The sequence below is a fragment of the Mediterraneibacter sp. HA8405 genome (genome assembly GCF_056148955.1).
Genome location: NZ_CM148758.1, coordinates 1,131,944 through 1,150,738 on the forward strand (window position 1 = coordinate 1,131,944; position 18,795 = coordinate 1,150,738).

The window sequence follows — 18,795 nt, forward strand, 5'->3', positions numbered from 1 at the left end:
GGAAGGGTTATGAAACAGTTAATTGAAAATAAAATAGAAGAACTGCTCTCTGGTCAGTTCTGTTTAAGCAAAGCCTGCCTGAGGGGGAATCAGACAGTTTTCACTGTAAAGGCAGACGCAAAGAAGCCGTATCTCAAAATACTGGCTTATAAAAACTGCGTTGCGGTCTGTTCTTCGGAAGAATTGTCCGGCAGGCTCAGATGGCTTCTGCAGGGAAAGAGCAGGGACGAGATATTTGAACTGCCGTTTGTATACGGGCAGACAATCCATTATGTGCCGGATTACGGACATTGTCAGTATGCATCGGTACACTTCCGGTACAGATGTGATGTCCTTTTGGATGAAGAGATCCTGGCTCTGCAGGGCCTGACAGGTTTTGACAATTCACTGGTTTTTGAAGAGGACGGCAGCACGGTAGCAAGAGCAGTCTGCATTGCAGGAGATGGAAAAGATATTATCGGTATAGCCGGGGCGTCAGGAACTTCTGTAGATTCTTTCTGGGAGGTTGGCGTTGACGTCAGAGAAAAATATCGGGGAGAAGGAGTGGGAACTTATCTTGTGAGCAGGCTGACGAATGAACTTACGGAACGGGATATTGTGCCGTTCTACTCTGCGTCTGTAACGAATATCGGATCACAGCGGACTGCTCACAGGAGCGGATATATACCGATGTGGGTTGATACATTCGGAACCATACTGGATGGAAGTTCTGTTTATGATGATATAGTCGGCAGAATAAAATACTGAGAAGAGTTACACTACCTCCCAGTATTTTTTCAGATATTTTTCAGCCTCTTCATCTGAGAGGCTGTATTTTTCTTTCAGTTTTGTATATGCATCCCGTTGGGAAATGTTCAGCTCCTGTAAAGCAGACAGAAGCCGTGAAATACCGTTTTCACGTTCAGAAGAGATACCTGCAGTTTTACCAGTCTCATAACCTTCATTTCTCAGCGTTTTATCATGCAGTTCTTTATCATATGTTTCCAATATCATCTGGATCACCTCTGCTTTTTGATCTGTCAGGATATCCCTGAACATTATGTGGTTCACGTTTCAATAATTACACCTTCATTATAATCTATGAGATATGGGAAAACAAGGCAACAACCCGGCACGCGCCATTCGCAAAGTCGCAGTACGTGCTATCCGAGGTGTTACAGAGTCATATTGTACAAAAGTATAGACACTGGATTGTGAAGAATGATACAATAATCTGGCAGTATGAAAAGAAGATATTATACAGATCAGGAAAGGCAGACTTTGTTATTATGATAGATGCCATAAAGGACAGACGAAGTATTCGGAGATACAGGACAGATGAAGTGCCGCGGCCATATATAGAGGAAATACTAAGAGCTGGTACGCTGGCTCCGTCGTCCAAGAACAGGCAGCCCTGGAAATTTACAGTTGTTCAGGGAGAGGCGAAAAAAGAGATGCTTCATGTTATGGAGGACGGTCTGAACCGGGAAAGAATAAATCCTCTGCTTCCAGAGAGCAGAAAACTGCTGAAGGGAGCGGAATATACTTTAAGTATTATGAAACAGGCACCGGTGATTATATTTGTAACAAACAGAAATGGAACAGATATCCGGGAGAAGATGGACGCTGAGGAAAGAATTTATGAAATCTGTAATGCGCAGTCTGTTGGAGCGGCAATAGAGAATATGACGTTGGCGGCAACAGAGCTCGGACTTGGAAGTCTGTGGATCTGTGATACTTATTTCGCATATGATGAATTGACAGAATGGCTGGGAGATGCAGGCGCGCTTTACGTAGCGCTGGCCGTGGGATATGCAGATGAAAATCCCGCGCCGCGGCCGCGGAAGGATATAAGCTGTGTTACAGAATGGAGACAGGAGGCAGAAGCATGAAAGAAAGAATTGTGAATAAGATGATTGATTTTTACAGAGGAAACCGTTCAGACGTGCGGCATTTCCTGAAAGTATATGCCTACGCGCAGACCATCGGGCGTCTGGAGGGGCTGGATGAGAAGACTCAGGATACACTGGAGATCGCGGCGATTGTCCATGATATTGCCTGTCCGCTCTGCCGGGAGAAGTACGGAAATACAAACGGGAATCATCAGGAGGCGGAAAGCGAAGATCTGCTGAGGACATTTCTTTCAGAATTTACCCTTCCGGAAGAAATGGAAGAGCGGATTATCTACCTGGTGACACACCATCATACATATACAAATGTAGAAGGAATGGATTATCAGATTCTACTTGAAGCGGATTATCTGGTAAATGCGGACGAATCACAGTACAGCCATGAGGCCATATGTAAGTTCCGGGAACGCGTGTTTAAGACAGAGAGCGGCACTCATATGCTGGAATCCATTTATTCATTATAAAAAGTATTGTTTCAGAAGTTATTTTGTATCAGAGGCCTGCAGGAAGATTCATGACAGGAGGCGAAAGGATGCAGATTACAGATCTGAGAATCCGGAATTTCAAGTCCATCAGAGACATGCATATCCGGGATATTGAAAATGCGCTTATACTGGTGGGAAAAAACGACACGGGCAAAACAGCTGTCCTGGACGCTGTGCGGGCCGTGGGCGGGGACTATACTGTGCAGGAAGAGGACTTCAGGGAAAATTTTCCGAATGTGGAAATTCAGTCAGTACTTCAGATTACAGATGAAGACCTGAAGCGGTTTCACCGATTCGGACTGGTCAGCTCCTACCGCAGATATGAGGCATGGTACCGGGATTTCTGCAGGAAGCTGCCTTCCTTTGAACCGGGAGAAGCGTCCGGCGGCATGCTGGCTTTTGAGTTTTCCGTCAACAGGGAGGGACGGATCCGTTACAGTGACGGATATCAGAAAAACAACAGCTACATTCCACAGATCTTTCCCCATATTTATTTTATGGATACCCAGAGGAATCTGGAGAAGTTTCAGGCCGACCTTCTGATGATGCAGGAGGATGATCTGCTCAAGCAGATGCGTTCCGGGTACTGTATGTTTGATATGGCAAAGGAATGCAATCACTGTTTTTCCTGTATCGGTCTGATTCATAAGAAAAAAACGGAAGAGCTGAATGCATTTGAGGCGGCAAAACTGCTGGAATATAAGCTGTACAATCTGAATCTGGACGCATTTTCCCGGAGAGTCAATGAAAATTTCCGAAGAAACGGGGGCAGGGATGAGATCGTCTACTCCATGAATCTGGATATTGAACGGACGCTGGCTGTAACGGCAGAAGTGCGGCAGGCGGGATATCAGGAGAAACGTCCGGCAGGGAGCATGGGCAAAGGAATGAGGAGTATTTATATGCTGTCTCTTCTGGAAGCTTATGAAGAAGAGGGCATGCAGAATGCGGATATTATTATGGTGGAGGACCCGGAGATTTTTCTTCATCCGAAGCTTCAGAAAGTTTCCGGAGATATTCTGTACCGGCTGTCCAGAAAGAATCAGGTCATGTTTTCCACCCATTCCCCGAATCTTCTGTCCAATTTTAACAGCAGGCAGATCCGGCAGGTATTTTTAAATGACGACGGCATGTCGGAGGTGCGGGAGAAAACAGATATCAGCGCTGTTCTGGATGATCTGGGATATTCAGCCAATGACCTGATGAATGTAAATTTCGTGTTTATTGTAGAAGGTAAGCAGGACAAGAGCCGGCTTCCGCTTCTGATCCGGAAATATTATTCAGAGACATATGACAGTGAGGGAAAGCTTTCACGGATCGCGATTATTACGACGAACAGCTGTACCAACATCAAGACCTATGCAAATCTGAAATATATGAATCAGATTTATATCCGGGATAATTTTCTCATGATCCGGGACGGCGACGGGAAGGACAGTGAAGAACTGAAATCCCAGCTCTGTAAGTATTATGCCCGGAGAAATGAGGAGGATGTGGACCGTCTGCCCCGGGTTACGGAAAAGAATGTGCTGATTCTGAAATATTATTCTTTTGAAAATTATTTCCTTGATCCGAAGGTGATGGCCCGGATCGGGGTTATAGAGTCGGAGGAGCAGTTTTATGAAATCTTTCTTGAGAAATGGAGAGAGTATCTCCATCGGCTGAGAAGCGGACAGAAACTGCTGGCAGTGCTGGGCCGGGATTTTGAGACAGTTGAGGATGTAAAAGCCCATATGGAGGAGATCCGGATTCACTTGCGGGGCCACAATCTGTACGACATTTATTACGGCCGGTACAAAGAGCAGGAACAGGAGATACTCAGCCGGTACATTGATCAGTCGCCGCGGGAGGATTTCGCTGATATTCTGGATTCCATCGACCGGTTTATTTATTTTGAGAGCAGGAAGAAAGAGAGCGCAGACTGACTGTGCCGGGGAAAATATGAGAATAACAGTATTGACAGACAATATCGGAAGAGACGGCCTTACCGGTGAGTGGGGCCTGAGTTTTTATATCGAATATCACGGGCGGAAGCTGATTCTGGATGCGGGACAGTCGGGAATATTCGCGGAAAATGCGGATAAACTGGGCTTAAGTCTTGCAGATGTGGATTATGCGGTCCTTTCCCACGCCCATTATGATCATGCAGACGGGATGTCTGTTTTTCTTGACAGAAACAGCAGGGCAAAGCTCTGGCTGCAGGAATCCTGCCGGGAGAACTGCTACCGGGTCAAAGAGGGCCGTATGAAATATATCGGAATCCGGAAAGGCATGCTGGAGAAATACAGGGACAGACTGGTCTGTGTGCGGGGAGATCAGGAGCTGGATGAAGGCATCCGGCTTATCGCACATCATACGCCGCAGCTTGAAAAGGCAGGAAGAAGAGAAAAGATGTTTCTGAAACAGGATGACGGATGGATGACGGACTGTTTTGCGCATGAACAGAGTCTGGTGCTGGAGTGCGGGGATGGCATTGTCATACTGAACAGCTGCTCCCACGGCGGGGCAGATAACATTATCAGAGAAGTATCAGCGGAGTATCCGGGCAGACGGGTTCTGGCCATGATCGGAGGGTTCCATCTGCACAATAAAGACGACGATTATATCCGGGCATTCGCGGAAAAGCTCCGGCAGACAGGAGTGGAGCAGATTTATACCGGGCACTGCACCGGCGATAATGGTTACCGGATTCTTTCCCGGGAGCTGGGCGGCACAGTTCATCAGCTGTGCGTGGGACTGGAGATGGAATTTTAAGCGCAGAACGGTTTCTGCGGATCCGTCTGACTTTCATTTCACAGGCCGGGTACAATGTGTTATGATAGACAGCATAGCCGGAGTATCCGGGGCACAGACAGATAAAGGATGGAAAGAAATGTGGCACAACTGATGATTTCACTTGCGGCCTGCGTGACAGGCTTTATTTTAGATTTTATATTCGGAGACCCGGCGTGGATCTATCATCCGGTCCGGATGATCGGAAAAGGGATTGAGCTGGGAGAACGGATTCTGCGCAGGATATGCGGAGAAAAACATCTGACGGCGGCAGGAGGGACTCTCTGGCTGGTTATTGCAGGGCTGTCTTTTCTGTTCCCTCTGGGGGCTCTTTTTCTGGCATACAGGATTCATCCGGGATTGGGGTTCGTGCTGGAGGCCTTCTGGTGCTTTCAGATTCTGGCGGCCAGGAGTCTGTGCAGGGAGAGCGGAAAAGTATATGACCGGCTTCAGGAGGATGACCTGCCCGGCGCCCGCCGGGCTGTATCCATGATTGTGGGAAGGGATACGGAGAGCCTGAGTGCGGAAGGGGTAACCAAAGCGGCGGTGGAGACGGTGGCCGAAAATACTTCCGACGGTGTGACAGCGCCTCTGATTTATCTGATGATCGGCGGCGCGCCGCTGGGATTCCTCTATAAGGCAGTCAATACAATGGATTCCATGCTGGGATATAAGAATGACAGATATCTGTACTTCGGACGCGTTCCGGCCGGAATGGATGATATTTTTAATTATATTCCCGCGCGGCTTACTGCTCTTCTTATGATCGCGGCGGCATATCTGACCGGGCTGGACGGGAAAAACGCATGGAAGATATACAGAAGAGACCGGAAAAAACACGCAAGTCCAAATGCGGCCCAGACGGAATCCGTCTGCGCGGGCGCTCTCCGGGTGCAGCTTGCCGGGGATGCAGTGTACTTTGGGAAATTATATAAAAAAGAATTTATCGGGGACAGTCTGCGTCCGATTGAACCACAGGATATCCGGCGGACACAGAGACTGATGTATGTGACGGCGCTTCTGGTCCTGTTCCTGTGCGGGGGCATAAAGGCCGCTCTGATTTTTCTGGGAGGAGCAGCATGAGATACAGTCATGGCGGAGATATATATACATATGGAGAAGTAGTGGATTTTTCAGTAAATGTCAATCCTCTGGGAATGTCAGAGTATGTGGCGGAGGCGGCAAAGCGGGGAATAGAGAAGGCGGGAGCCTATCCAGACTGTCAGTGCAGAGAACTGCGGAAAAAACTGGCCCGGCGTCAGGGACTGCCGGAAGCCTATTATGTATTCGGAAACGGAGCGGCAGAAATTTTCTATACGCTGGTACTGGCGGAAAAGCCGAAGCAGGCTCTTCTTCCCGTGCCGGCTTTTTCAGAGTATGAGCGGGCGTTGAATACGGTGGGGTGCAGAATAAAATATTATGAGACAGAGAGAAAGGATTCTTTCTGTATTGACGAAAGATTTCTGTCTGAACTGAATGAAGAGACAGATATTATTTTTTTGTGTTCACCCGGAAACCCTTCGGGAGCTGTAATCGACAGAGGGCTTCTTCTCAAAGTGATCCGGCTCTGCGAAAAGTTTCAGATACGCCTTATAGTGGACGAATGTTTCGCCGGGCTTCTGGAAGAACCGGAGAAGCATTCCGTAATGAATGAGACGGCCCGCTGTCCTTATCTTACTGTTGTGCGGGCATTTACGAAAACCTTCGCCATGCCCGGACTCAGGCTGGGATACGGGATTACATCGGACGCTGGTCTGACAGAGAAGATGGAGCAGATGCGTCAGCCTTGGAGCGTGTCCGTTCCTGCCCAGGAAGCGGGAATTGCGGCGCTGGACGAGGAAGCGCGGGTAAGAGAAGCGGGCAGGCTTATTTCTGAGGAGAGAAGATTTCTGGAAGAGCAGCTGCAGCGGCTGGGGATTGAATATGTTCCTTCGGATGCAAATTATATTCTGATGCACAGCAGGATCGATCTGTTTCATGAGCTGAAGAAGCATAATATTTTAATCCGGGACTGTTCGGATTACAGAGGACTGGAAAAGGGGTGGTACCGGACCGCAGTCCGGGGACGAAGGGAAAATCAGATCCTTATCCAGGCGCTTGAGAAGATAATAAAGGAGGCCGGCAGATGAAAGGCTCAATTATGATACAGGGAACGATGTCAAATGCGGGGAAAAGCATCCTGGCAGGCGGACTGTGCCGTGTCCTGAAGCAGGACGGCTATCGTGTGGCGCCTTTTAAATCCCAGAATATGGCCCTCAATTCTTTTATCACAAAGGAAGGTCTGGAGATGGGCAGGGCTCAGGTGATGCAGGCGGAAGCGGCGGGAATAGAACCCTCCGCGGCTATGAATCCGATTCTGCTGAAACCGACCAACGATACCGGATCCCAGGTGATCCTGAACGGGAAGCCTGTCGGCGTCATGCCGGCGGTGGAATACTACCGGCATAAAAGAGAATATATTCCTTATATAATGGAAGCATACGAGAAACTGAAGCGGCAATATGACGTGATTGTGATCGAGGGGGCGGGAAGTCCTGCGGAGATCAATCTCAAAAAGGATGATATTGTAAATATGGGGCTGGCGGAGCTGGTTGACGCGCCGGTCCTGCTTGCCGGGGACATAGACAGAGGCGGTGTGTTCGCCCAGCTGATCGGCACGGTTATGCTTCTTGAAGAAAAAGAACGGCAGCGGATCAAGGGACTGATCATCAATAAATTCCGGGGGGATGTGTCGATCCTGAAGCCGGGACTTGCCATGCTGGAGGAGCGGGCCGGGATTCCCGTGCTGGGAGTGGTGCCCTATTTTTATCTGGATATTGACGAAGAGGACAGCCTGACGGAACGGTTTCAGAAAAAGCAGAGTACAGGGCTTGTGGATGTGGCCGTGATCCGGCTGCCCAGAATTTCCAACTTTACGGATATTGCTCCTCTGGAAGCCAGTGAGGAAGCAGGGGTCAGATATGTCAGTTCTCCGGCAGAGTTCGGAGAGCCGGACGCTGTGATCCTGCCGGGCAGCAAGAATACGATCCGGGATCTGTTATGGATGAGGCAGAACGGACTGGAAGCGAAAATACTGCGGTACGCGTCAGAAGGAGGCATTGTGTTCGGCATCTGCGGCGGGTATCAGATGCTGGGAGCAGAGATTTCCGACCCTGAGGGCGTGGAGCAGAAAGGAACGGTCAGAGGGATGGGGCTGCTTCCGGTCCGGACCAGATTTACCTTGGAAAAGCGACGGACAAGAATACAGGGACATTTCCTTGAACTCCGGGGAATACTGAAAGATCTGTCCGGCATGGAATTTGAAGGATATGAGATCCATATGGGAGAAAGTTCGCCTCTGCAGGGAGAAGATCCCGTGGGAAGTTCCCATGCCGGATCACTTGTGGAATTTACTGATATAACAGAGGCAGAAAATATATCCGGAGCAGGCCGGCTCCGCCCGGACGGGGCGCAGCGGGGCAATGTTTACGGATGTTATGTCCATGGCATCTTTGACGCTCCGGGCTGTGCCGAAGGATTTATAAGCGCGCTTCTGAAGCGCAAAGGATACGACCCGTCACAGATTCAGGCGAGGGACTGGAAAGCATATAAGGAAGAACAGTATGACAGGCTTGCGGATATTATCCGGGAGAGCCTGGATATGGAACGAATCTATCAGATTATAGAGAAAGGAAATGATGCGCCATGCAGTCTGTAATCAGAATCGGCAGCAGGGAGAGCCTGCTTGCGGTAAGACAGGCAGAGATCATCCGGGATCAGATTTTAAGGTGCGATCCGGAAGTGAAGGTTGAGATCATTACAATGAAAACAACAGGAGATAAGATCCTGGATAAAAGCCTGGCGAAGATCGGCGGAAAAGGGCTGTTTGTAAAAGAGCTGGACCGGGCGCTTCTGGACGGACGGATTGATATTGCTGTGCACAGCCTGAAGGATATGCCTATGGAAGAGAATCCGGAGCTGCCAATCCTGGCATACGGGAAAAGGGAAGACCCCAGGGACGTGCTTCTGTACCGGCCGGATCTGGACAATCTTCCGGAACATCCTCTGATCGGTACGTCCAGCAGGCGGAGAATGATACAGATGGAAAAACTGGTGCCGGACTGCAGCTTCCGGGGAATCCGGGGAAATGTGCAGACAAGAATGAAAAAACTGGAGACAGAGGGCTACGACGCAACTCTGCTTGCGGCAGCAGGACTGAAGCGGCTCAGGATGGAATCGGTAATCAGCCGTTATCTGTCAGTGGATGAAATGATCCCGGCGGCAGGCCAGGGCATTCTGGCCGTACAGGGAAGAAAAGGAGATAATTACGGCTGGGCGGCCCGGATAGACGCGCCGGAGAGCCGGGCAGCAGCGCAGGCGGAACGGCAGTTTATCCGGGTGACCGGAGGAGACTGTACTTCACCCTGTGCCGCCCATGCGCAGATAAGCGGCAGTGAACTGAAACTGACAGGACTCTATTATAAGGAGGACTCCCGGGAGTACTCGGTGAACACCTTTGTGACTGACATATCTGAAGCGCGGCAGGCAGGAGAGACGCTGGCGCTGCGGATGATGGAACAGGGATAAATAATCCAGGAAGGAACAGCACAATGACAGTAAATCAGAATGGATCAGAAAAGAAGAGAAAAAAAGGTAACAGCGGCAGAACCGGAAAAGTATGGCTTGCCGGCGCAGGTCCGGGGGACGCCGGACTTCTGACAGTGAAGGCTGCTGAACTGATTGAACGGGCAGATGTAATCGTCTATGACGCCCTGATCAGCGCGGAACTGCTGAGCCGCATTCCACGGGATACAGAGACAATCTATGTGGGCAAACATGCGGGAAAGCATCCGGTGCCCCAGGAAGAGATCAATCAGATTCTTGTGAGGGAGGCGGAAAAAGGGAAAAACGTACTTCGCCTGAAAGGCGGAGACCCCTTTGTCTTCGGCCGAGGGGGAGAGGAACTGGAGATGCTTGTACAGTCGGACATTCCCTTTGAAGCAGTGCCGGGCATTACGTCTTCCGTGGCGGTTCCGGCCTATGCGGGCATACCGGTGACCCACAGAGATTATACCTCCTCTTTTCATGTAATTACCGGGCATGCCAGAAAGGACGGCAAACTGAGTATTGATTTTGATTCTCTGGTGCGTCTCAATGGTACTCTTGTATTTCTGATGAGTGTGTCCTCTATGGAAAAGATATTAAGAGGACTGCTGGATGCCGGGATGGATCCGGATATGCCTGCGGCGGTGCTGGAGCGGGGAACGACGGCGCGGCAGAGAAGAGTAACCGCCACAGTGAGCACTCTGAAGGAGGCAGCGGACCGGGCGGATATCCGTACCCCGGCTATTATCCTTGTGGGAAAAGTCTGCGCGCTGGCGGAGGAACTTCACTGGGCGGAAGACAGGATCTTAGGCGGCCGTCAGTTCCTGTTGACCCGGCCCAGGCAGAACCTCTCCGCACTTGCAAAACGCCTGAGAGAGCTGGGCGCTCAGGTGATTGAAATGCCGGCCATCCATACGGAACCCATTTCTCCGAATGAACTGCTGAGATGTGCGCTTGCGCAGTTCAGGGAGAGAGACTGCGGAAAATGGCTTGTATTCACCAGTCCCATTGGTGTGGCAGTCTTTTTTGACGCATTAAAAGAAATGAAGGCAGACCTGAGAAATGTCCTGGGAGGGAGGGGAACGGTCCGGATCGGGGCGATCGGTTCGGCAACCGCTTCCGCCCTTGAAGCACATGGCCTGTTTCCCGATGCGGTGCCCGAAACATACAGCGCCGGCGAACTGGGGAAAAGGCTGGCAGAATTGTCACAGCCGGGAGAACACGTGCTGATTGCCCGGGCAGAGAAAGGATCGGAAGATCTGATTCCGCCCCTTACAGAGGCAGGACTTACCGCAGAGGATATTCCTCTGTACCGGACGGTGTATGAGGTGAATCCGGTTCTGAAAGAAACCGTGACGGATATGCTGGAGAGCGGGGAGATCGACGCAGTGACATTTACCAGCGCGTCCACAGTCCGCGGATTTGTACGGGCTATGGGAGAGATGGATTACAGCCGGATCCGGGCCGTGTGCATCGGGGAACAGACTGCCCGCGCGGCAGCTGAGTACGGGATGCAGACAGAAACTGCGGCACAGGCGTCTATGGACGCTATGACGGAAAAGATTGTGGAGTTATACGGAAATTGCAGATAAGGTACAGGTAGGCAGGATATGAAAAACGAATATGATGACGAGCATTTTTTCAATGAATATGCGCAGATGACACGAAGCAGAGAGGGGCTTGCGGGAGCGGGAGAATGGCATCAGTTCCGCAGGATGTTTCCGCCTCTGGAAGGCAGCCGCGTATTGGATTTGGGCTGCGGCTACGGCTGGCACTGCAAATATGCTGTGAAGCAGGGCGCAGCGAAAGTTCTGGGAATTGATGTAAGCCGGCGGATGATCCGCGAGGCAGAAAAGAGAAACCAGGATGAGCGCATCACGTATGAAGCCCTTTCCCTTGAGGAGTATGACTATCCGGAGAAAGCATGGGACTGCGTGGTGTCAAATCTGGCGCTCCACTATATCCCGGATATTTCAGCCGTTTTTCAACGGGTACACCATACTTTGAAAAAAGGCGGATATTTTCTTTTCAATATTGAACATCCTGTCTTTACCGCAGGGGTGGGACAGGACTGGATTTATGATGAAAGCGGCAGACCTGTGTACTGGCCGGTGGATGACTATTTTTATCCAGGGGAGAGGAAAACACATTTCCTTGGATGTGAAGTGATAAAATATCATCACACACTGACCCAGATTATAAACGGGCTTCTGAAATGCGGATTTGTGATTGATATGCTGGAAGAGGCCCGGCCATCCGGAGAGATGATGGACGTTCCGGGAATGAAAGACGAGATGCGCCGTCCTATGATGCTGATGATCCGGGCAGGAAAGCAGTAAAAAGTAGAAAAGCGGAGGACTTAAGACATGCTGGAAGATAAAGATTATATTATGCGGATCGTACATGAATGGATCCGTACACTGATTAAGCTGATCTTTAACAAAGATATTGACAAAGATGACAAAGAACCAGTATCCCTTGAAGTAATAGAGCAGTATAAAAAACTGCTGTCCATGATTGATGATGGGGAAATCAATGAGGCGGAGAATATTTTGATTGACGGTCTGAAAGAAGGCGACAGGGCATACTTTGAGATGGCTCTTCTGTTCTATGAGAAACTGAGCGGAAAGACAGATGAATTTCTGGCAGAGCATGACTATTCCAGAGAAGAAGTAGTGGACGGCCTGAAATATGTCGTGAACTTTTACGGATACGGCAGCCTGCTGGACGCATTTACGGAGGACATCGAGATATGACAGAAAAAGAACGGATGCTGGCAGGAAAAATCTACTGCCCTTTTAAAGTGGGGGATAATACCTGGGAAAAGAGCCGGGAAGTTCTGGAACAGTTTAACTCCATGCCCTGGCAGAAAGAAAAAGAGCGCATGGAGCTGTTAAGGAGTATTTTCGGACATCTGGAAAAAGACGCCGTAATTGTGCCGCCGTTTTACTGCGATAAAGGCACCCAGATCTATATCGGAAAACATTTTTATGCAAATACCGGTCTGCTCATACTGGACGAGGCTGACGTGCGGATCGGCGATCATGTATTTATCGCTCCCCGTGTGTGCATCTATACGGCAGGACATCCCATTGACGCGGATATCCGCAGACTGGACCTTGAGTATGCAAAGGGTGTAACAATAGGAAATGACGTCTGGATCGGCGGAAATGCAGTGATCAATCCCGGCGTGAATATCGGCAGCAATGTAGTGATCGGTTCCGGTTCCGTAGTTACGAAAGACATTCCGGACGGAGTGATTGCAGCCGGGAATCCGTGCAGAGTATTAAGAAAGATCACGCAGGAAGATAAGGATTACTGGACGCGGCAGGCAGAAGAATATTTTGCCGATGAGGATATCGGCAGCCGTGCAGAAAGATAAAATTCCGGATGGAAGAAATAAGAATATAACAGCAGCCCTTATCTGAGATGACGGCCGTCCGTAATCCCGGAGTGCGCCTTTTGGTACTTCCGGTGATTATGGACCGGAGATATCAGAGAAATATTTCTTATTCTTTCCAGTATTCTGTCATATATTTTTCCGCATCTTCCTGCGAAAGATCATACTTTTCCTGAAGTTTCAGAAGAGTGGATTCACGGGGAATATTAACCTCCTGAAGAGTGGAGATGAGCTGGCGGATGCCGTCATTAATCCCTTCAAGATAGCCCGTAGATTTTCCCTTGCTGTATCCATCCTCATACCCCTCGCGCCGCAGAGTTTTATCGTGCAGTTCTTTATCATATGTTTCCAAAATCATCTGGATCACCTCAGCTTTTTTACAATAAAGGCCTTAAGCACCTTACAATATTTTCCACGGTTTCCACAAATGTATCTGTGTCCGTCCGGGGGTTACTCAGATAGGCATGGTATGTTCCCTGTATACAGTAGGAGAGGAGGATCTGTTTTGACGGATCCTCTTTATATTCCGGATATTTCCGGAAGATCACTTCTTTGAGCGCATAATCCAGACGGCTGCCCAGATGGCTTTGTCCTCTCCCGGAGAACAGAATTTTGATGAGCGAGATCTGGGACATAAATGCAAGGCAGAGTTCACGCGTAAATGCATCGGAATTATCAGGCGTGTAGTCCTTCAGATGATTAATACCGCCGATAATCGAGGAGACAGTCTCCTGCTCCATGGCTTCTGACAGCGCATAAATATCTTCATAGTGTGTATAAAACGTGGATTTATTGATGAGCGCCAGATCACACAGTTCTTTTACTGTGATTTTTTCCAGCGGCTTTTTTGCCCGAAGCTCGATAAAAGCATTTTTTATGGCGGTTTCTGTTTTCCGGATTCTCAGGTCAGCCTTTTTTTCTGTATTTCTCATTTCCTGTTTCCCCCATATATTAATGGTGAATATCCCGCGGAACAGCAGGCATGTTTTAATAATTGTTTCGCGGCGGACGGTTCGCAAAATGAGGCGTGCCATATAATCGACATTTTTTGCGGAACAGTCGGTTTTCCGACAGATATCCGGAATTGCCGGTAGTTTTTTCCCTGTTTTGCGTATAAGCTGATTATAGAACAAAAAACAACTGCTGTCGATTAAATTGGAGGGAAATTATGGATTTTTATGGATTTTATACCGGCAGGATTTTTGATGCATATAAATATCTCGGGGCTCATATTGAAGGGGGGAAAACTGTATTCCGCACATTTGCTCCGTCGGCATCCCGGATTTCCGTGATCGGGGAGTTCAATCAGTGGGAAGAAAGTCCCATGGAGAACGTACATGACGGCAATTTCTGGGAATTTGCAACGGATGAAGCAAAGCCGGGCATGATGTACAAATATCGTATTTATGATCAGACGGGCAGATGGATTGATCATTGTGATCCCTACGGTTACGGGATGGAACTGCGGCCGAATGCGGCGTCCATTATCCGGGAAACAGACAGATACCGGTTTCATGATGAAAAATGGATGAAAAGGCGGTCTGATCACAGAAATCTGCCTATGAATATTTATGAAATGCATCTGGGTTCATTTAAGAAGCCGTCGGAGGAACCGGACGCGTGGTATAACTATGAAGAGATGGCGGATATCCTGATTCCATATCTGAAGGAGAACGGATACAATTATCTGGAGCTTATGCCGCTGAATGAGTATCCCTGCGATGAGTCATGGGGATATCAGAGCACCGGTTTTTTCAGTCCCACATCAAGATATGGGACAGCGGATCAGCTAAAGGCCTTTGTGGATGCCTGTCACAAAAACGAAATCGGAGTTATTCTGGATTTTGTTCCGGTACATTTCGCCGTAGATGATTACGCACTGGCAAATTATGACGGCACGGCGCTGTACGAATATCCTCATTCGGATGTGGGGAACAGCGAGTGGGGCAGCAGGAACTTCATGCATTCCCGGGGTGAAGTGCGAAGTTTCCTTCAGTCCGCGGCGGATTACTGGCTGAGCGAATATCATATGGACGGACTGCGTATGGACGCTATCAGCAGAGCTATCTACTGGCAGGGAATGCCTGAACGGGGTGTAAATTCCAATGCAGTCGAATTTCTTCGATATATGAATCAGGGGCTGAAGGAACGGCATCCGTCTGTAATTCTGGCCGCGGAAGATTCTACGTCATTTCCCGGAGTCACGAAATCCGCGAAAGAAGGCGGACTGGGATTTGATTATAAGTGGGATATGGGATGGATGAACGATACACTGGATTATTTCCGGACAGCTCCCGGGTACCGGACACGGGATTACCATAAACTGACATTCTCCATGTCTTATTACTACGACGAAAGGTATCTGCTGCCTCTGTCCCATGATGAAGTTGTCCACGGAAAGGCCACGATTCTTCAGAAAATGTACGGGGATTATGAGATGAAGTTTCCACAGGCAAGGGCGTTCTATATGTATATGTATGCTCATCCGGGGAAGAAGCTGAATTTTATGGGAAATGAGATCGGACATTTCCGGGAGTGGGATGAGAAGCGGGAAATGGACTGGAATCTTCTGGATTATCCGGCCCATCAGGATTTCCACCGGTTTATGAAGGATCTGAACCGCTTCTATCTGGAGCATCCGGCATTTTCTGAAATGGATTATGATACGGAAGGCTTTCAGTGGCTGGAGTGCCATGCACAGGAGAAGTGTGTATATGTATTTGAGAGAAAAAGTGAAAAAGAGCGGATCATGGCGGTCTTTAATTTCTCGGATCAGGATCAGGAATTTGAGATTCAGGGTAAAAACATAAAGGAGCTGAAAAAAGTATTCAGCAGTGAAGATCCGGGCTATGGAGGTACGGAACAAGAGAAGAGAAAAGTTGTAAAGATAAATAAGGGCAGCTGCTCATTCCGGCTGAAACCGTTTTCTGCGGAATATTATGTTGTCATAAATGATTGAGAAACTACGGAGTCTTTAGTATAATAATTTCATCATATATGGAACAGAAAGACAGTTATATGGATAAAAATCTATCATTTATATTTACGCCGGACGGTTTCCGCCCGGATATCTCTGAAGCGGCCGGAGGATGGAAACAGGAAGATATTACAAGATGGTCGAAGGAAAGCGGACTTCCCGCTCTTTATGATACGGGTCTGCAAGCCGCTCCGAAAGAAATGACGCAGTCCGCCCGCTTCCTCTATCAAACGGCGGCGGCATTTTTCCGTCAGCTCACTGAACTTCCGGAACTGGAACTTGCGCGGGAACAGGTGCAGGTGCCGGTTCCAGAAGAAATGTGTGAAGAATTGCTATTAAGTGCTCCTTTTGCTATCGGAGCAGAATATATAACAGAAGGATGGATTAGAAATATATTTGAGGGGCTGACCCGGATTTTCCGCAGAGAGATTGCAGGCTACAGCGGCACAGTAGAACTGTATCTGACAGAAAAAAATCAGGATCTGCATGTGCCGGAGCGCATTTTCTTCCATCTGGTGGAGAATAAGGACGATGCCGACTATCCGTTTGCTTTTCTCGCGACTTATGCGACAAAAAGCGATGACGGAAAAGTACGTCATGTTCCGCTGCGGTATGCATTGACTGAATATAAAGGGAAAAGAGATAAATTGCTTGAACATTTATCCTGCCTGAATAAAGCTGCGGAGGTATCGGGACTGATTGCCGGATTTATGGAATCGGGAGAACTGTTCCACCCTCTGCGATTGACGACGCAGGAGGCATACACATTTTTGCGGCAGATCGAAGATATAGAAAAGACGGGTATTCTGTGCAGAATACCGAACTGGTGGAGAAAGCGCGCGTCGGTAGTTTCCATGTCGGTAAGTCTTGGAGAAGACAGACCGTCTGTACTGGGATTCGACAGCATTGTTTCAATGCAGCCGAGGCTGGTAGTTGACGGTATACCGCTGACTCAGGCAGATATCCGAAGGCTTTTGTCAGAGACGGAAGGACTGGCTTTTCTGAAAGGGAAATGGGTGGAAGTCGATCATGAACGGCTGAGAAAGCTGCTGAAGCAGATGGAGGAAAACCACGGCGAAATTACTTTGATGGACGCCCTGCGCATGAATATGGGCAGTCAGGATAAAAATGCTGATGTGGGCCCTCTTGTCACAAACGGGAAATGGCTTTCCGGACTTCTGAGAAATTTAAGAGATCCGGGGAAAATCCGCAGGATAAAAGTTCCGTCTACTGTATATGCGGAGCTGCGGCCATATCAGAAGGACGGATATATCTGGCTTAATTATATGGACCGGCTGGGGTTCGGAGCATGTCTGGCCGATGATATGGGACTTGGAAAGACTCTTCAGGTGCTCGCATATCTGGAGCGTATGAGAAAAACGAAAAAGGATGCCCGGGTACTGCTTATCGTTCCGGCATCACTTCTCGGAAACTGGGAAAAAGAAGCGGAAAAATTTGTGCCGCGGATGGATATCAGGATTCTTCATGGCAGAGGCGCGGCCGTATTGGGGCAGGAGGTAAAGGAAGAATCTGCGTTTCTTACGGTCACCACTTACGGGATGGCCGCAAGAATAAAAGAGCTTCGGGACATTCAGTGGGAATGCGTGATACTTGATGAGGCGCAGGCGATCAAAAATCCTCTGACAAATCAGACCAAAGCAGTAAAGCTGCTTAAAAGCCGCATGAAGATTGCTATGACAGGTACTCCGATCGAAAACGATCTGTCAAATCTGTGGTCTTTATTTGATTTCCTGGACAAAGGCCTTCTGGGCACATCAAAAGAGTTCAGGGAGTTTACGAAAGGGCTCGGCGTGCATCCGGAGCAGTATGCGCGCCTTAAATCAATGGTGGCGCCCTTTATGCTGCGCAGAGTAAAGACAGACAAACGTATTATAGCTGATCTTCCGGACAAGCTTGAGACGGTTGATTATGTAGAAATGTCGAAAAAGCAGGTTGTTCTCTACCGAAAGGTTGTCGCCGATATGGAAGACAGAATTCTGAATTCAGACGGAATAGAAAGAAGAGGGCTTGTTCTCGCGGTTCTTATGAAGCTGAAACAGATCTGCAACCATCCGGATCAGTATCTGGGGCAGCAGGCATTTTCAGAGGCGGACAGCGGGAAGTTTCAGATGCTGAAATCTCTGTGTGAGACAATTTATGAAAAAAGAGAGCGTGTGCTTGTGTTCACGCAGTTCAGGGAGATCACGGAATATCTCGCCTCTTTCTTAAAAGAAATCTTTCATGCGGACGGATATGTGCTCCACGGCGGCACCCCGGTAGCAAAGCGAGGAGAGATTGTGGATGCATTTCAGGGAGATTCATATGTTCCATTTATTGTCTTGTCAGTGAAGGCGGGAGGAACAGGACTGAATCTGACGAAAGCAAATCATGTAATTCATTTTGACCGGTGGTGGAATCCTGCCGTAGAAAATCAGGCTACAGACCGTGCCTTCAGAATTGGACAGACGAAGAATGTGATGGTGCATAAGCTGGCGTGCAGAGGGACGATAGAGGAAAAGATCAACGCGCTTATAGAGTCGAAAAAGGAGCTTGCGGAAAATGTGATCGGCTCCGGCGGGGAAAAATGGATTACTGAGCTTGGAAACGACGAGCTTATGTCACTGCTGCGGCTGGAACGCAGATAGTTGAGCACGGTCAAATAAACGGAACAGACGGTAAGAATGGACG

At 48.9% G+C, this 18,795-nt stretch carries 18 protein-coding genes; 15 read left to right on the plus strand and 3 right to left on the minus strand.

Features of this window, described 5'->3' with window-relative positions:
- Positions 1-9 precede the first annotated feature (9 nt).
- Entirely contained in the window at positions 10-747 is a 738-nt protein-coding gene (locus AC0QUU_RS05340; RefSeq protein ID WP_474545018.1) for a GNAT family N-acetyltransferase, read from the plus strand.
- A 6-nt stretch (positions 748-753) separates the two neighbouring features.
- On the opposite strand, the gene AC0QUU_RS05345 is transcribed toward AC0QUU_RS05340, so the two are convergent.
- Complete coding sequence (locus AC0QUU_RS05345) at positions 754-993, minus strand: hypothetical protein (protein ID WP_474545019.1); 240 nt, start codon at positions 991-993, stop codon at positions 754-756.
- A 278-nt stretch (positions 994-1,271) separates the two neighbouring features.
- Here AC0QUU_RS05345 and AC0QUU_RS05350 point away from each other — a divergent pair, with 278 nt between their 5' ends.
- The 12 genes from AC0QUU_RS05350 (at position 1,272) to AC0QUU_RS05405 (ending at position 13,112) form a co-directional block, all read left to right on the plus strand.
- Positions 1,272-1,871, plus strand: a complete 600-nt coding sequence (locus tag AC0QUU_RS05350) for a nitroreductase family protein (RefSeq protein ID WP_474545522.1) — start codon at positions 1,272-1,274, stop codon at positions 1,869-1,871.
- Positions 1,868-2,353: an HD domain-containing protein gene (locus tag AC0QUU_RS05355; protein ID WP_474545020.1), complete on the plus strand. Its 486-nt coding sequence runs from the start codon at positions 1,868-1,870 to the stop codon at positions 2,351-2,353. Before AC0QUU_RS05350 ends, AC0QUU_RS05355 begins: the two co-directional genes overlap by 4 nt.
- Positions 2,354-2,421: 68 nt before the next feature.
- Positions 2,422-4,299, plus strand: coding sequence for an ATP-dependent nuclease (locus AC0QUU_RS05360; protein WP_474545021.1), 1,878 nt, complete (start codon positions 2,422-2,424; stop codon positions 4,297-4,299).
- Positions 4,300-4,315: 16 nt separating this feature from the next.
- Entirely contained in the window at positions 4,316-5,128 is an 813-nt protein-coding gene (locus AC0QUU_RS05365) for an MBL fold metallo-hydrolase (protein ID WP_474545022.1), read from the plus strand.
- A gap of 132 nt (positions 5,129-5,260) precedes the next feature.
- Positions 5,261-6,229 (plus strand): adenosylcobinamide-phosphate synthase CbiB, encoded by a 969-nt coding sequence (gene cbiB / locus AC0QUU_RS05370; protein ID WP_474545523.1) that lies wholly within the window; start codon positions 5,261-5,263, stop codon positions 6,227-6,229.
- Positions 6,226-7,275 (plus strand): pyridoxal phosphate-dependent aminotransferase, encoded by a 1,050-nt coding sequence (locus AC0QUU_RS05375; RefSeq protein ID WP_474545023.1) that lies wholly within the window; start codon positions 6,226-6,228, stop codon positions 7,273-7,275. Before cbiB ends, AC0QUU_RS05375 begins: the two co-directional genes overlap by 4 nt.
- A complete protein-coding gene (locus AC0QUU_RS05380; RefSeq protein WP_474545024.1) occupies positions 7,272-8,843 on the plus strand; it encodes a cobyric acid synthase in 1,572 nt (523 codons plus the stop codon). The genes AC0QUU_RS05375 and AC0QUU_RS05380 overlap by 4 nt, the downstream gene beginning before the upstream one ends.
- Entirely contained in the window at positions 8,831-9,712 is an 882-nt protein-coding gene (gene hemC, locus AC0QUU_RS05385; protein ID WP_474545025.1) for a hydroxymethylbilane synthase, read from the plus strand. Before AC0QUU_RS05380 ends, hemC begins: the two co-directional genes overlap by 13 nt.
- 23 nt (positions 9,713-9,735) lie before the next feature.
- Positions 9,736-11,322, plus strand: coding sequence for a uroporphyrinogen-III C-methyltransferase (gene cobA / locus AC0QUU_RS05390; protein WP_474545026.1), 1,587 nt, complete (start codon positions 9,736-9,738; stop codon positions 11,320-11,322).
- Positions 11,323-11,340: 18 nt separating this feature from the next.
- The gene (locus AC0QUU_RS05395; protein WP_474545027.1) at positions 11,341-12,069 is read left to right on the plus strand and encodes a class I SAM-dependent methyltransferase; all 729 of its coding nucleotides are present in this window, start codon (positions 11,341-11,343) and stop codon (positions 12,067-12,069) included.
- A 27-nt stretch (positions 12,070-12,096) separates the two neighbouring features.
- Entirely contained in the window at positions 12,097-12,486 is a 390-nt protein-coding gene (locus AC0QUU_RS05400) for a DUF6483 family protein (RefSeq protein WP_474545028.1), read from the plus strand.
- Entirely contained in the window at positions 12,483-13,112 is a 630-nt protein-coding gene (locus AC0QUU_RS05405; protein WP_474545029.1) for a sugar O-acetyltransferase, read from the plus strand. The genes AC0QUU_RS05400 and AC0QUU_RS05405 overlap by 4 nt, the downstream gene beginning before the upstream one ends.
- Positions 13,113-13,239: 127 nt before the next feature.
- Here AC0QUU_RS05405 and AC0QUU_RS05410 read toward each other — a convergent pair whose 3' ends face one another.
- Positions 13,240-13,488 (minus strand): hypothetical protein, encoded by a 249-nt coding sequence (locus AC0QUU_RS05410; RefSeq protein ID WP_474545030.1) that lies wholly within the window; start codon positions 13,486-13,488, stop codon positions 13,240-13,242.
- A 19-nt stretch (positions 13,489-13,507) separates the two neighbouring features.
- Entirely contained in the window at positions 13,508-14,062 is a 555-nt protein-coding gene (locus AC0QUU_RS05415; RefSeq protein WP_474545031.1) for a TetR/AcrR family transcriptional regulator, read from the minus strand.
- A 236-nt stretch (positions 14,063-14,298) separates the two neighbouring features.
- On the opposite strand from AC0QUU_RS05415, the gene glgB reads away from it, so the two are divergent.
- Positions 14,299-16,089, plus strand: coding sequence for a 1,4-alpha-glucan branching protein GlgB (gene glgB, locus AC0QUU_RS05420; protein ID WP_474545032.1), 1,791 nt, complete (start codon positions 14,299-14,301; stop codon positions 16,087-16,089).
- A 38-nt stretch (positions 16,090-16,127) separates the two neighbouring features.
- Positions 16,128-18,752 carry a DEAD/DEAH box helicase gene (locus AC0QUU_RS05425; RefSeq protein WP_474545033.1) on the plus strand — a complete coding sequence of 875 codons (2,625 nt, stop codon included), beginning with the start codon at positions 16,128-16,130 and terminating at the stop codon, positions 18,750-18,752.
- Positions 18,753-18,795 lie beyond the last annotated feature (43 nt).